The following is a 14,053-nucleotide window of genomic DNA, read 5'->3' on the forward strand; positions in this document are numbered from 1 at the left end:
GGGTTCGGACGGGAGTCGTCCGATCAGCGACCGGCCTCGACCGCCTCGCGCATCTCCGCTGCCAATCGCTCGGAGCGGGTGGCGTCTGCGGACTCCGCGTAGATCCGGATCTTCGGTTCGGTTCCGGAGGGCCGAACGAGCACCCACGCGTCGCCGTAGTCGAGCCGGTAGCCGTCGGTCGTGTTCGGCTCCGCGTCAGCGGTCTCGACGTACGCGCGGGCGGCAGACAGCATCTGCTCGCGCTCGCCGGCGTCGTCGTATTCGATGTTGAGCCGGACGACGTGGTAATCGGTGTACGGCGCAACGACCTCGCTGACGGGGTCGCTACCCGCGTTCGCGAGCAGTTCGAGGAACTTCGCGCCGATGTACGCGCCGTCCCGTGAGAGCCGGTAGGGTGGAAAGAACACGCCGCCGTTTCCCTCGCCCGCGATCGGAACGCGGACGTCCTCGTCGTCCAACTCTCGCGTCCGGGTGATGATGTTGGTCGCACCGATCGGCGTCAGTTCGAGGGCGGCGTCGTTGGCGTCACACACGTCGACGAGCCGCTGGGAGACGTTGACGGCGCTGACGACCGCGTCGCCCGCTTCGAGTTCGGCGTCCGCGAGCGCGGCGAAGGAGGTGTCGCCGTCGACGAACGCCCCCGTTTCGTCGACGAACACCGCACGGTCGGCGTCGCCGTCGTGGGCGATCCCCACGTCGGCGTCGGAGGTCGCGACGAGCCGTGAGAGATCGGCGAGGTTCTCCGGAACGGGCTCTGACTCCCGGCCGGGGAAGTGACCGTCCGGGGTCGCGTTCACGGTCCGCACCGCACAGCCGAGTTCGCGGTAGAACCGCGGCGAGGAGCTCGAGGCGGCCCCGTGGCCGGGGTCGACCGCCACCGTCAGCTCGGCGTCGGCGATCGCCTCGCGGTCGACGCTCGCGATCAGCTGATCGATGTAGTCGTCGACGACTCCCTCGATCGTCGTCGTCACGCCGGCGTCCCGCCAGGTAGCGTGGTCGTACTCGTCGTCGAGGACCCGCCGTTCGATCCGCTCGAGGACGTCGACCGAGAGCTCGACGCCGTCGTCACCGACGAGCTTGACCCCGTTGAACTCCGGCGGGTTGTGCGACGCAGTGACGAGCACGCACGGAACGCCGGCGGACTCACAGTAGTTCCCGACCGCCGGCGTCGGGACGACGCCCAGTCGCTCGACGTCGCAACCGACCGCTGCCAGCCCGCTCGCGGCGGCATTGGCGAACAGCTCACCCGTGGTTCGGGTGTCGCGCGCGACCGCGACCCGGTCGGCGTCCCAGGTCGTTCCGGCCGCCTTGGCGATGTCGAGGACGAGCTCCGGCGTGAGATACCGGAGCGCAACCCCCCGAATGCCACTGGATCCGAACAGTTCCATATCGGCTGTGCGCCGGCCGACGGGAAAGCGGTTCCGAACGCGAGACGACGGAACGGGCGGTGGCGTCCGACACCGAGCGTGATCGGGACTGACGGGATCGGGACTGACGGGATCGGGACTCGCGGGGTTGAAACCCGTGCCGTCCGTTCGTCCCGCATGAAGCGGACGCGACGGGAGCTGTTGTCGGCGACGGGGGTCGTACTCGCTGCGACGGGAACGCTCGGCCTGTCGGGATGTCTCGACTTCGCGGCGGGCGACGGCCCGCAGGGCCCGGACGGGATTCCGGACGCACTAACGTGCGCGAGCGAGGGGTTCGTGCGCCTCGACGCGCCGTTTTCCGAGCCGATCGAGGAACGGACTGCGGAGACGTCGACGACGACGATCGAGCTGTCGACCGAGAGCACCTCGGAGACCTACGGCTCGGCGCTTCGACTCGCGCTCCGTAACTCCGGGACCGGTCCCGTGACCGCGCTCGGCGAACACGCGTACGCGATACAGCGTGAGACGACGGAGGGATGGGTGGACGTTCGTGGATCGACGACCGGCGAGGCCGCGGACCTCCCGCTCGCCGAGGAGACGCTCGAACCGAACGACGGCTACTCGTGGTCGCTCACCCTGCGCGAATCGGCGATCGCCGACGCCGTTCCCGACGTCGAACTCGACGTCTGTCCGCCCCTGGGTGCCGGTACGCATCGGTTCGTCTACTGGGGGATCGACGACGCGCCCCCGGTCGGGATCGTGTTCGAACTGGTCGGGTGACCGGACGACGTCGACGCCCGGCGGTGCCGCGTCGGCGGCGTGCGTCCGCGGTGTGCGTCGGCGGCGTGCGTCGGCGACGGGCCGTCGAACCGTCAACGGGCCGGAGCCGAGACACCTTTTAGGCCCCCGCTCATCGTGTGTACCAATGACAGTGGCCGATCGGATAGCCGTCTTCCGTGAGCACCTCGAGGAGTGGCTCCGCGGACTGTATCACGGGATGATCACGCATCCGGCCTACGAGAAGATCGAGAACGAAGCGGAGGACACCGAAGACGAGTTCATGCTGGCGTGTTTCCCCGACGCGTTCGGGATTCCCTCGCCCGTCTCGTACTACACCGCCGAGCTGCTCCCGTACCTCGAAGACGAGTTCGAGGCGTGGGAGCGTCGGCTGTGGGACCGGGGCACCCTGCTCGAGCGAAAGGGGCAGCAGTACCACTTCTGATGGAACGGTTCGTCTTCTTCGGCGGCAAAGGCGGGGTCGGTAAGACGACCGTCTCGTGTGCGTACGCTCGAAAATGTGCCGACGACGGGGTTCGAACGCTCGTCGTCTCCACGGACCCGGCACACTCCGTGTCGGACGTGTTCGACCAGGCGTTCGGCGACGATCCGGAGTCGGTCGACGGCGTCGACGGACTCGACGCCCTGGAGATCGATCCGGACGAGGAGGTGCAACGACACCTCCAGGAGATCCGAGAGGGGCTCTCCGAGCAGGTGTCCGCCGCGATGGTCTCGGAGATCAATCGCCAACTGGAGATGTCACACGGGACGCCGGGCGCGTACGAGGCGGCGCTGTTCGACGCGTTCGTCGAGGTGATGCGCGAGGAGAGCGACCCGTACGACCGCGTCGTCTTCGACACCGCACCGACCGGATCGACGCTCCGGCTGCTCGGGCTCCCGGAGTTTCTCGAGGGCTGGATCGACCGGCTGATGTACAAGCGCCGGCAGTCGATCGACCTGTTCGAGAAGGCGGCGATCGGCGACATGGAACCACGGCGCGTGATGGACGGTGATCCCGTTCTCGCACGGCTCCAGTCCCGCAAGGAGTTCTTCGAGTACGCCGGGCGAACGCTCCGAAACGACGCCGCGTTCTTCCTCGTGTTGAACCCCGATCAGCTGTCGGTCAACGAGACGGAGCGCGCGATAGGAGGGTTCGCCGACCGGGATCTGACCGTCCGGGGGCTCGTCGCCAACAAGCTCACACCCAAGCCCGACGACGACGAGACGGGTCGCGGCGGACGGTACCTCCGCGAGCGCGTCGCCACCGAGAGCGAGCGGCTCACACAGGTTCGGGAGGGGTTCGAACCGCCGCTCGTCGCCGAGATCGAGTCCCGTACGCGGGAGGTTCGCGGCGACCTCCTCGGCGAGGTCGCCCGCGAGTTGGACGTCGAAACCGCGGTGTCGGTGGCGAGCGAACGCGCGACGCGAAACGAGGAGTGACGCGTCGCGACTGAGCCGTCTCACGCCGTCGGTGAGTTCCCTCCGACACGGAGCCGAGTAGTTTCGAAGCGACTCTTCTGAGATACCACGTCGATCGATCCCGACATGGTCCCCCGGTTCCGTGTTCATCCGAGATCCGTCATGAACGAAGCCAATGTTTAAGTAGCGTATCGTGGATCGATAGCACGAGGCAGGGAATCTATGACAAGCGTAATCTGGATCGTAGTTGCCGTGCTGGCGACGTTCACCGTCGGGTACATGGGGTACTCGCGATACCTCTCGCAGTTCGTCGAACTCGATGACGAGCGCGAGACGCCGGCACACAAATACGAGGATGGACAGGAGTACGTACCGGCGAAAAAGCCGGTACTACTGGGGCATCACTTCTCAAGCATCGCGGGCGGCGCACCGATCGTCGGTCCGATCACGGCCGGAGCCGTATGGGGATGGCTCCCAGCACTGTTGTGGGTCGCCATCGGCAACCCGCTGATGGGGGCGGTTCACGACTTCATTTCGCTGTCGAGTTCGATCCGACACGAGGGACGGTCGATCGGGTACATCGTCGGCCAGTACGTCGGTGAGAAGGGGAAGAACCTGCTGTTGTGGTTCGCGTTCCTCACGATCATCCTCGTGGTCGCGGTGTTCGCCCTGGTCGTGGGCATCGTGTTCAACGCGTTCCCACAGGTGACGACCGCGAGCTTCGTGTACATCGCGCTCGCGCTCGGCTTCGGCATCTACCTGTACCAGCTGAACGGACCGTTCATCCCGGGGACGGTCCTGTTCGTCGCCGGCGTGTTCGCCGGCGTCTGGCTCGGCATTCAGTACCCGTTCGCGCTGTTCGCCGGCGACTACCCGGCGGGGACGTTCGTCCTGTTCAGTAGCGCCGGCGACTGGGTCCCGGGCGCAGCCGCGCTCGGCGGCAACACCGCCGCATGGGTGCCAGTCATCATGATCTACGGCGCGATCGCGAGCGCGCTTCCGGTCTGGGTGCTGCTCCAGCCGCGCGACTATCTCTCGTCGTTCCTGTTGTACACCGGCGTGGGTGGTGGGATCCTCGCTATCATCGTCGGAGTCGTGCTGGGAACGTCCAGCCAGCCGCTGGTCGTCGACCCCTCGGTGCCGATGTACGGCGGGTTCTTCGGCAGCGAGACGGCGATCGACGTTCGCGGCATCGCGCCGTTGTTCCCGTTGTTGTTCATCACCATCGCGTGCGGAACGATCAGCGGGTTCCACTCGCTGGTCTCTTCGGGGACGACATCGAAACAGCTGAACAAGGAGTCGGACGCCAGGCTCATCGGATACGGTGGGATGCTCGGCGAGGGGCTCCTCGCAGCGCTCGCGCTGGCGACACTCGCGGTGGCTGGGTTCGCGGACCCGGCCGGTGGGATCGGCGCGGCGCTTCCGAACTTCGCGACCGGCGGCGGCATCATCCTGACGAGCCTTGGCATCCCCGCGACCGTCGGGAGCGTGTTCATGGCGCTGGTGCTCGTGAGCTTCCTGCTCACCTCGACTGACACCGCCGTCAGGCTCGGACGGTACATGATGGAGGAAATCGTCGGAATAGAGGACGGAATGACCGTCTCCGGTCTCTCGACTGACCTCGGGTCGCTCGCCCGTGGCCGGTACACCAACCCGATCATCCAAACTCTCATCGCGTACGCCCTCGTCATCTCCGGCGAGTGGCTCACGCTCTGGGCACTGTTCGGCGGAGCGAACCAGCTGCTCGCGGCGCTTGCACTGTTGACCGCGACGATCTGGCTCGCCAACTGGGACGACTCCAAGCAGCTCATGACCACCGGGATACCGATGGCGATCATGGTGACGATCACCATCCTCGGGCTGTTGTGGCTCGCGCTCTGGGAGAACCTCTACAACAGCCTCATTCTCGGCGGGGCGGAGACGCTCGGCGCGCAGATATCGTCCGGCGTCCAGATGCTTCTCGCGTTGGTGCTGATCTGGCTCGCACTGTCGCTGGTGCGGATCGGTATCAGCAACCTCCGAACCGTTCGGGGCAGCGACACAGCCGCCGTCGAGCCCAGCGACGACTAGCGTCGTCCGGGTATCGGCCCCGTCACGGCCTAATTTTCCGTTTTCTCGACGTATCGGCGAGCCGCACGCGAAACGTCCGCGAGCCCTCGGCTCGGTCAGCTCACCGCGGCAGCGTCACTTCCAGAACCGCTTGGCGAACCGCGAGAGGAACCCCTCCTTCGGTGGCTCGATGCGCTCCCAGAGTCGAAACGCGCCGGCGACGTCCGCCGCCTCGCTGGCGACGATCCGCTCTTCTTCGGGAGCGACGACAACGAGGTTCACCTCGTAGTGGCCGTAGTAGCCGAACTTCAGGAGGGTGCGGTCGCGGAAGCCGTCGACGAAGTCGACGACGTCGTCGGATATCCGGTCCGCGACGAGCACGACGGTGACGTCGGTGCCGAAGTGCTGTTCGCTACCGTCGACGCGCTCGTCGGCGACGCCGTGCGCGAACTCGACGAGCCGCTCTAACTCGCCGACGGTCGGGGACGACACCCGTCGCGCGAAAAGGTACTCCATCATGTCGTGGTCGGCGTAGCTCAACGCGGGGTGGAGGAACTGTTTCTGGCTACGCATTCGCATCTCCGCGTACAGTTCGAACCGCTCGCCGTCAACGACGACGTCGCGGTCCAAGTCGTAGCTGTACATGAGCCGATCGGAGACGCGATCGAGGTACTCGTCGTCGTAGTCGGGGACCTCCTCCCGGATCTCGGCCGGAAGCTCCTCCGTGTCGCGCCCCGGAGCGCCCCCCGTCTCCGCCGGCTCGCCCTCGTCGACGACGTCACTCTCGGACATCGTCAGTCGTCCGCGTTCCCGCCCGTTTCGTCGTCCGGTTCGTACGGGACGGCGTCGCCGTCCACCGCGGGCGCGCCGACCGCGAGGAGCTCCACGGCCTCGGTCGCGTCCGACGGGTTGTACGCCCGCTGCGGGCTCCCGGGGTCGACGGCGAACAGCGACCCCTCGGCGACCTCGTACGTTCGATCGGGCGTCTCGACCGACAGCGTCCCGGAGAGCACGTAAAAGGCCTCCTCCTGTGTCTCGTGCGAGTGATACGCGAGCGGAGCCTGCTCGCCCGGCTCTGCGCGAAACCGGTTGATCGCCATCTCGGAGAGTCCGACAGCGCCTCCCAGCTTCCGGCATTCACACGGGCGATCGGATTCGGGTTCGACCGAGTCGGCGTCGACGACGCGATATCCCATGTGCCCATGTTTCCCACGGTGTTTAAAAGGCCGTCGACGGTGGAGCCCACCGCGGATCGGGCCGCTGGTGTTAAATTCGTGGGTTCCTAACACATGTCAAGAATACACATGACTGAGGGAGAAAAGCGGACCGAAGCGTGCGGTCGGTGTTCGATGTCGACGGTCGTCGACGCGGTGAGCGGCGACAAGTCGGCGGCGGAGCGAGCCGAACACGACCCGTTCGGCGGTGAGCGGATCGAGGTCGACGAGGAGGACCTCCGTCGGGTGTCGCCGGGGGGCTGGCTCGCGGATCGAAAGGCGACGCTCGACGCGCTCGCCCGCCGGATCGCGTACGGGAAGTGACGCGAACGACCGGGTCGCGATCGAACGCGTGAGCGTGTGTGAACACACCGCGTCGGAGACACTTATACGGGCTCGTTACATAGATGGCCAGCAATGGAAGAGAGTATCTCCGGCTTCAAACAGCGCGGAGACTGGGGCGACGTCGTCGAACACGGGGAGCGGATCACGCTGGCACTCCGCGAGACGGGTGCCGACGGCGATGCGTTCCACGAGTTCGACGACTGGCGTCCAAAGACGCACGAACGGATCGACGAGGACGTCTCGGAGAAGACGGCCGATCAGGCGTCCATCAGCGAGGGAGACGGCGAGAAAGCCGGGAAGACGGCGGGTGATGACCTCCAGACCGCCGGCGAGAAGCTCACCGAGTCCTACGAGAAGGTGGAAGACGACGATGCGGAGGGTGCAGTCGAGAGCTGGGGAGAATCAATCGGGCACGTCGCCCGCGCGGCCGACTCGGCGAGCCGCAAGGCGCTCCGCAAGGTCGAGGACACCGTCTATCGGAAGGTGATGACACAGCTCGCTCCGTACTACTTCGACAACGAACTGGTCAGCGCTAACGTTCAACAGGTCGGTCGCGGCGAGAACGGCGAGACGTTCGTCTTCGAGGTGAACGTCAACGACGACGAGCTGAAAGGCGAGGTGAGCCGGATCCTCGCGGAGTACGAATCGGAGATCGATCGCTGGCACGTGGAAGCCGAGAAAGCGACCGACAACGTCGCCGCCGCGGAGGGCGTCGAACCGCCGGAGGAGGAAGGCGGTCCGGAGTCGACGACCACGTGAGTTCCGCGTCATGACGGCTCCACTCCGGATCGAGGCCGGTGAACTGACCGCCGCCGAGCTGCTCGCGACGATGCACGACGGACGCCGCGTCGTCATCAGCGTTGAGGTCGCCGGTGACACCCACGAGGTCGTGCTCCGATACGACGGCGAGACGTATCTCTGTGACACGCCGACGAGGCTCCACAGACACGCGAACGAGTCGGAGATGCGCGGCTGTATCGACCGCATGGGATACGCTGCGGACGAGGACGAGGGTTTTTAACTCGGTCGCACCTGGATCCGATCCCATGAGCGACCCCGGCTCCACGAGCGAGCCCGACATCGAGGACCTCGTCGGCGACGTCTCCCCGCCGTTCGACCACGTACTCTCGTGTGTGTTCGGCGTTCGAGACCACGAGAGCCGCACGTATCTGACGCTGGTCGATCATCCGGGAAGCACCGTCTCCGAGCTCGCCGACGTACTCGAGCGCGACCGGTCGAACGTGAACCGGTCGCTGTCGACGCTCCGCGAGAAGGGACTGATCGAGCGACGACGACGTCTGCTCGACTCCGGAGGCTACGTGTACCAGTACACCGCGATCCCGATCCCGGAGGCGAAAGACAAGCTCCACGCCGCGCTCGACGAGTGGGTCGACGGGGTCCACGACGCGATCAACGCGTTCCACCCCGAAGCGGAGCCCTGACGAGTCTATCCTGACTCGGATCTGACCGCTGCCGATCCCCGCTACGGGAAGGGATGATACTCGTGATCGAGTCGCGGCTCGAACCCCATCGATTCCGGGACCTCGCGTGCGCGTTCGCCGAAGAAGGGGTCGCCGGTGAACAACGGTTGTGCGCCCGGCACGAGCACGCGGACGGCCTCGAAGCCGAGCGTCTCCAGATCCCGCGTCGTCGTTCGCGCGACGTACGGGTCCAGTCCGACGTCCGCGACCCGGTCGACGGCCGCATCGAGCTCCTCGCTCCCGGCGAGTGCTGGCTCGCCGAGTCCGTCGAGCGACACCGTCGCGTCGGGGTCGAAGAACGCCCGAGTCGAGTCGGGGAACCCGGCGTGGTGGCCGATCGCGGCGCTCTCGTTCTCGGCGGCAGCCTCGCCCATCGACCGGAGCTCGGTCCAGTTCTGGAGCGCCTCCGCGAGCGCGCTTCGGGCGGCGGCGGCCGGATCCAGGTCCGCGCCCGAGCCCGCGGCGAACCGGGGCCACTCCCCGTCTCGGTGGACGCCCACGGCGACGACGGGTACGTCGACGTCCGTCGTCACTAACAGCGGCGTCACCGACAGCGACTCGGCGCGCGCACGTTTCGTGAGCTCCGTGAACGTCTCGTCGTCGACGTCGAGGCCGAGCGGCTCCGTCGTCGAGTACCACGTCGTCATCGTCGCATCCCGCTCGATCGTCTCGTACAGCCCGGACAGCGCGGCCTCCGGGCCGGAGTTCCCGAGCCCGAGTCCGGTGGTGATCGCCGGTCGGTACCGCTTTTCGGGCGGCGGGAAGAACACGAACTCGGCCGGGAGCGAGGCGACCTCACCCGTCGCGAGTCGCTCGCCCGTCGTCCACGGGAGCGCGTCGTCCGGATCGTAGGCCGGGCGTTCGTCCGGGCGGACGAACGCGTCCGGCGGAACCGGGTTCGGAACGTCGGCGGCAGTCGCGGTCGTGAACGACGCCGACCGATACACGCCCGCGGCGTACCGCTCTAACCCCTCCCCGAGCGCCTTCATGAACGCGGCGTCCCAGTCGGCGTCGACGCCGCCGGCGAACTCGGCCGCACGGACGTCCGAGAACGCGGTCGTGTCCGCCGTCGCGGCGACGTAGTACGGGACCGGGAACGACGACTGCTCGCCGACCTCTCGGAGCGGACCGACTCGTCCGTCGACGGCGCGTTCCGCGCGTGCGATCGCGTCCGACAGCGACCGCTCCTCGTGTGCTCGCGGGAGGCTCCCGTCGGGGGACGGCCCACACCCACAGCCCGGAACCGGGAGCAGCGTTCGGTCGGGCCCCGGTACCTCCGACACCGTATCGCCGATCGGTTCGCCGGCGAGCAGTCGGATCGTCCGACGTCCGGCGGTCGCGCCGGCGAATCTGACCGCCGATCTCGTTCCGCGCGGCTCCGGCGCGACGTCCGGATCGGCGCTCTCGACGCGAGTACGGAGGCAGTCGTAACAGGCGTCCTCGAAGGCGGTGATCGCGGCGTCGACGTCCGCGAGCGGAACGCCACCGACGCCGCCGACCTCGACCGCGATCCACCGGTCGAGATACTCGTCGGCGACGGCGAACGTCTCCGATCCCGTCGTGTCGACTACGACCGCGAAGTCGAACCCGTCGAGCAGGCGGCCCTCGACCCGCATCACGTTCACGTCGACGTCGCCGAGCGCGGCGGCGACGGCGTCGACCGCCGGCCCGTCACCGACCAATCCGATGTCCATGTCCGAGTCGACACACAGCGGAGAGAAAAATCCAATGGGGACGCCGGTCAATGTCGGTGGTGTCGACCGGGCGATCGATGGACCGCCTCAGTTCAACAACGGTGGACCGCCTCAGTTCAGCGATCGACGGGCGACCGCGACGAGCTCGCTCGCGTCCACGCCGATCAGGCGCTCGTCGCCGAGCTTGAGCCGGAGTCGCGGACGGCCGACGTCGATCGGGACCTTCTCGGTGTCGATGAGCCCCATGTCCTCGAGGCGGGTTTTCGTCCGAGAGAACGTCGCCTTCGAGGCGATCCCGACGTCCTCACCCCACTTCGAGATGTCGTACAGGAGCACGTCGTTCTTCGCGGCGACGAGCAGCGAGACGGTCACCTCGTCGAGCGGCTCGCCGTCGTCGTTCTCCATCGATTCGAGGACGGCGTCGAAGTCCGTGCGGGTGGCCTCGCCGATCTCCGCGTCCATCGTCTCGCGGACGCGGCTGATCGGCGGGGTCCGAAGCGGGAACTCCTCGGCGTCGGCGAACGCGTCGCGGTACGTCTCCGAGACGTCCGCGACGAACTCGGGATCGTCGGTCGACAGCGCAGCGACGTTCGTGCCGGTGCTGACGAGCGCTAACACGCGCGAATCGGAGACGAACAGCGTGTTGTCCGCGCCGTCGGGGAGCAGACGGAGGGATAAGCGCCCGTCCGCGACGAGGTCGGCAGCCCGCGACGCGACGAGGAACTCGTTCATCACGTCCTTCAGCGTACGTTCGGCGACGAGCATCGACAGACGTGGGAGATCGGAGCGTTCGATACCCGCTTCCACGAGCGCGACGACCGTCTCCCCCGACGGATCGACGACGAGTAGCTCGTCGTCGACGTCGGCGAGTACCGTCTCGAAGATATCTTCGACGTTCGCTTGGAGTAAATTCGACACCATTCGTTATCATGTATAAAAGTCATATCCGTATTTAATATTAACGGGATATTGAAGCGAACAACCCACGGACAGCCCGTCTACCGTCCTATTTCGAGGGGTATCCGTTCTGACACACGGCCGACTGATATCGGACGGGCGAACATGAGAACCCGGTCGAACTCACGGGGCGCAACCCTCCAGTACGGACCAGACGAAACAGTGCGAGCGTGTCGGAGACTGCCGGACGGACAGGCTTATTGTGCAGTCGTGCCCGCACATACGTATGGATTACGGGAAGGTTCGAGAGGTCGACCCAGCCGTCGCCGACGCGCTCGTCGGCGAGCGAAACCGACAGGAACAGACGCTCGCGATGATCGCCAGCGAGAACCACGTCAGCGAGGCGGTGCTCGAAGCGCAGGGAAGCGTCCTCACGAACAAGTACGCCGAGGGGTACCCCGGCGAGCGCTACTACGCGGGCTGTGAGTACGCCGACGACGTCGAGTCTCTCGCGATCGAGCGCGCCACGGAGCTGTGGGGTGCCGAACACGTCAACGTTCAGCCGCACTCCGGCACGCAGGCGAACCAGGCGGTGTACTACGCCGTGTTAGAGCCGGGCGATAAGATCCTGTCTCTCGATCTCACGCACGGGGGGCACCTCTCACACGGCCACCCCGCGAACTTCGCCGGACAGATCTACGACGTCGAGCAGTACGAGGTCGACGCCGACACGGGGCGGATCGACTACGAGGACCTCCACGCGACCGCCGAGGAGTTCGATCCCGACATCGTCGTCTCCGGTTACTCCGCGTACCCGCGTGCGGTCGACTGGGAGGAGATACAGGCTGCCGCCGACGCCGTCGACGCATACCACCTCGCCGACATCGCACACATCACCGGGCTGGTCGCGGCCGGCGTCCACCCCTCGCCGGTCGGCGTCGCCGACTTCGTCACCGGATCCACGCACAAGACGATCCGCGCCGGACGCGGCGGGATCGTGATGTGTGACGCCGAGTACGCCGACGACATCGACAACGCCGTGTTCCCCGGCGGACAGGGCGGTCCCCTGATGCACAACATCGCGGGGAAGGCGGTCGGCTTCAAGGAGGCACTCGAACCGGAGTTCGAGGAGTACGCACGAGCAGTCATCGATAACGCCCGAACGCTCGGTGACACGCTCTCGGCGCACGGCCTCTCGCTCGTCTCCGGCGGGACCGACACCCACCTCGTGTTGGCCGACCTCCGCGAGTCGCATCCGGACCTGTCCGGCGGCGACGCGGAGGACGCGCTCGCGGCCGCGAACATCGTGCTCAACGGGAACACCGTCCCTGGCGAGACGCGCTCGCCGTTCGATCCCTCGGGGATCCGCGCTGGCACCGCCGGGTTGACCACCCGCGGATTCGACGAGGCGGCGATGGAGGAGGTCGGCGATCTCATCTATCGCGTCGTCGACGCCGCCGACAGCGACGACGTCATCTACGAGGTCGGCGAGCGCGTCGTCGAGCTCTGCGAGGAGTACCCGCTGTACGCCTGAGAACCGACCGGATCCCGTTCGATCGCTTTCCGAGCCGCCGCTCGGGTCGTACACGCCAGGTGGTCCGAACCGCGAGCGTCGACGCTCCCGGTCATCGCCGTGGGCTCGATCGCGGGCCCGTCGATCGAGGGTTCTAACCGGAACGGTCCCCGACGGAACGCTATGACCGAACCGGACGGCGGAACCGGGGTGTCGCCGCTCGACGACGGCGACGCACGTACGCTCCCCGAGGACCTCGACGTGGTCCGCGAGGCGCTCGTCGACTGGTACGAGACGGACAACCGGTCGTTCCCGTGGCGGCGCACCGAGGACCCGTACGAGATCCTCGTCAGCGAGGTGATGAGCCAGCAGACCCAGCTGGGCCGGGTCGTACCCGCGTGGGAGGCGTTCCTCGACCAATGGCCGACGACCGCCGCGCTCGCCGACGCCGACCGGAGCGACGTCGTCGCCTTCTGGTCGAGCCACTCGCTCGGCTACAACAACCGCGCGACGTACCTCCACGAGGCCGCCACACAGGTGGAAACGGAGTACGACGGCGAGTTCCCCCGGACGCCGGACGAGCTCGAGGAACTGATGGGAGTCGGGCCGTACACCGCGAACGCAGTCGCGTCGTTCGCGTTCGACGCGGGCGACGCCGTCGTCGACACGAACGTGAAACGCGTGCTCCACCGCGCGTTTGCAGAAATCCATACCGCGGACGATCCGGACTACGAAACCCTTTCGAACGCGCTCATGCCGGCCGGAGAGTCCCGAGTCTGGAACAACGCGATCATGGAACTGGGCGGTGTCGCCTGCGGGAAGAACCCTCGGTGTGACGAGGCCAGTTGCCCGTGGCGCGAGTGGTGTCACGCCTACCGGACCGGCGACTTCACCGCACCCGACGTGCCCACGCAGCCGAGCTTCGAGGGGAGCCGTCGGCAGTTCCGCGGGCGCGTGGTTCGACTCCTCGGCGAACACGACGAGATGGATCTCGATACGCTCGGGCATCGGATCCGCGTGGACTACACGCCCGACGGCGAGCACGGGCGAGCGTGGCTTCGAGGCCTCCTTGCGGACCTTGTTGATGATGGGCTCGTTGAGGTTGATGAGCCCGGAGATGAGACGATCGCTCGTCTTCAGCGGTAGCGGTCGTTCCGAGCAGTCGTGCTTTCCCGTGATTTCCCGTAAGTCGAACACCCGCAGGCCATCGCGCTCGGACACGGCCTCCCGGATCGCGTTACCCGCTTCGTGTCGAACTTCTTCCGATGGCTCGACGGACACGACGGAGGGCGTTCGT

15 protein-coding genes are annotated in these 14,053 nt (G+C 66.9%); 10 read left to right on the forward strand and 5 right to left on the reverse strand.

Features of this window, described 5'->3' with window-relative positions; translation table 11 throughout:
• Positions 1-23: 23 nt before the first annotated feature.
• Positions 24-1,388, reverse strand: a complete 1,365-nt coding sequence (gene glmM, locus ACNSN7_RS06870; protein WP_418281530.1) for a phosphoglucosamine mutase — start codon at positions 1,386-1,388, stop codon at positions 24-26.
• A 156-nt stretch (positions 1,389-1,544) separates the two neighbouring features.
• Between glmM and ACNSN7_RS06875 the strand changes: the two genes are divergently transcribed.
• The 4 genes from ACNSN7_RS06875 to ACNSN7_RS06890 all read left to right on the forward strand — a co-directional run bounded on the left by ACNSN7_RS06875 (position 1,545) and on the right by ACNSN7_RS06890 (position 5,633).
• Positions 1,545-2,147: a hypothetical protein gene (locus ACNSN7_RS06875; protein WP_418281531.1), complete on the forward strand. Its 603-nt coding sequence runs from the start codon at positions 1,545-1,547 to the stop codon at positions 2,145-2,147.
• Between the two features lie 145 nt (positions 2,148-2,292).
• Positions 2,293-2,589, forward strand: coding sequence for a DUF7990 family protein (locus tag ACNSN7_RS06880; protein ID WP_418281532.1), 297 nt, complete (start codon positions 2,293-2,295; stop codon positions 2,587-2,589).
• Positions 2,589-3,584, forward strand: coding sequence for an ArsA family ATPase (locus ACNSN7_RS06885; protein ID WP_418281533.1), 996 nt, complete (start codon positions 2,589-2,591; stop codon positions 3,582-3,584). The genes ACNSN7_RS06880 and ACNSN7_RS06885 overlap by 1 nt, the downstream gene beginning before the upstream one ends.
• Positions 3,585-3,785: 201 nt before the next feature.
• The gene (locus tag ACNSN7_RS06890; RefSeq protein WP_418281534.1) at positions 3,786-5,633 is read left to right on the forward strand and encodes a carbon starvation CstA family protein; all 1,848 of its coding nucleotides are present in this window, start codon (positions 3,786-3,788) and stop codon (positions 5,631-5,633) included.
• Between the two features lie 114 nt (positions 5,634-5,747).
• Here the strand turns inward: ACNSN7_RS06890 and ACNSN7_RS06895 are convergent, their stop codons facing one another.
• Both ACNSN7_RS06895 and ACNSN7_RS06900 read right to left on the reverse strand, forming a co-directional pair.
• Positions 5,748-6,404, reverse strand: a complete 657-nt coding sequence (locus ACNSN7_RS06895) for a DUF8052 family protein (RefSeq protein ID WP_418281535.1) — start codon at positions 6,402-6,404, stop codon at positions 5,748-5,750.
• A gap of 2 nt (positions 6,405-6,406) precedes the next feature.
• Entirely contained in the window at positions 6,407-6,808 is a 402-nt protein-coding gene (locus ACNSN7_RS06900) for a cupin domain-containing protein (RefSeq protein WP_418281536.1), read from the reverse strand.
• Positions 6,809-6,916: 108 nt separating this feature from the next.
• Here ACNSN7_RS06900 and ACNSN7_RS06905 point away from each other — a divergent pair, with 108 nt between their 5' ends.
• The 4 genes from ACNSN7_RS06905 (at position 6,917) to ACNSN7_RS06920 (ending at position 8,613) form a co-directional block, all read left to right on the forward strand.
• Positions 6,917-7,150 carry a DUF8007 family protein gene (locus tag ACNSN7_RS06905; RefSeq protein WP_418281537.1) on the forward strand — a complete coding sequence of 78 codons (234 nt, stop codon included), beginning with the start codon at positions 6,917-6,919 and terminating at the stop codon, positions 7,148-7,150.
• Between the two features lie 93 nt (positions 7,151-7,243).
• Positions 7,244-7,930 (forward strand): DUF5828 family protein, encoded by a 687-nt coding sequence (locus ACNSN7_RS06910; protein WP_418281538.1) that lies wholly within the window; start codon positions 7,244-7,246, stop codon positions 7,928-7,930.
• A 10-nt stretch (positions 7,931-7,940) separates the two neighbouring features.
• Positions 7,941-8,192: a DUF8001 family protein gene (locus tag ACNSN7_RS06915; protein WP_418281539.1), complete on the forward strand. Its 252-nt coding sequence runs from the start codon at positions 7,941-7,943 to the stop codon at positions 8,190-8,192.
• Positions 8,193-8,217: 25 nt separating this feature from the next.
• Positions 8,218-8,613 (forward strand): helix-turn-helix domain-containing protein, encoded by a 396-nt coding sequence (locus ACNSN7_RS06920; RefSeq protein WP_418281540.1) that lies wholly within the window; start codon positions 8,218-8,220, stop codon positions 8,611-8,613.
• A gap of 41 nt (positions 8,614-8,654) precedes the next feature.
• Here ACNSN7_RS06920 and ACNSN7_RS06925 read toward each other — a convergent pair whose 3' ends face one another.
• Entirely contained in the window at positions 8,655-10,346 is a 1,692-nt protein-coding gene (locus tag ACNSN7_RS06925) for a YcaO-like family protein (protein WP_418281541.1), read from the reverse strand.
• A 111-nt stretch (positions 10,347-10,457) separates the two neighbouring features.
• Positions 10,458-11,267: a transcriptional regulator TbsP gene (gene tbsP / locus ACNSN7_RS06930; protein WP_418281542.1), complete on the reverse strand. Its 810-nt coding sequence runs from the start codon at positions 11,265-11,267 to the stop codon at positions 10,458-10,460.
• A 262-nt stretch (positions 11,268-11,529) separates the two neighbouring features.
• Between tbsP and glyA the strand changes: the two genes are divergently transcribed.
• Together glyA and ACNSN7_RS06940 are read left to right on the forward strand one after the other, a co-directional pair.
• Entirely contained in the window at positions 11,530-12,777 is a 1,248-nt protein-coding gene (gene glyA, locus ACNSN7_RS06935) for a serine hydroxymethyltransferase (RefSeq protein WP_418281543.1), read from the forward strand.
• A 162-nt stretch (positions 12,778-12,939) separates the two neighbouring features.
• Positions 12,940-13,902 carry an HhH-GPD family protein gene (locus tag ACNSN7_RS06940; RefSeq protein WP_418281544.1) on the forward strand — a complete coding sequence of 321 codons (963 nt, stop codon included), beginning with the start codon at positions 12,940-12,942 and terminating at the stop codon, positions 13,900-13,902.
• The last annotated feature ends 151 nt before the right edge of the window (positions 13,903-14,053 follow it).

The sequence above is a fragment of the Halorubrum rarum genome, from assembly GCF_048380895.1.
Classification (GTDB): Archaea; Halobacteriota; Halobacteria; order Halobacteriales; family Haloferacaceae; genus Halorubrum.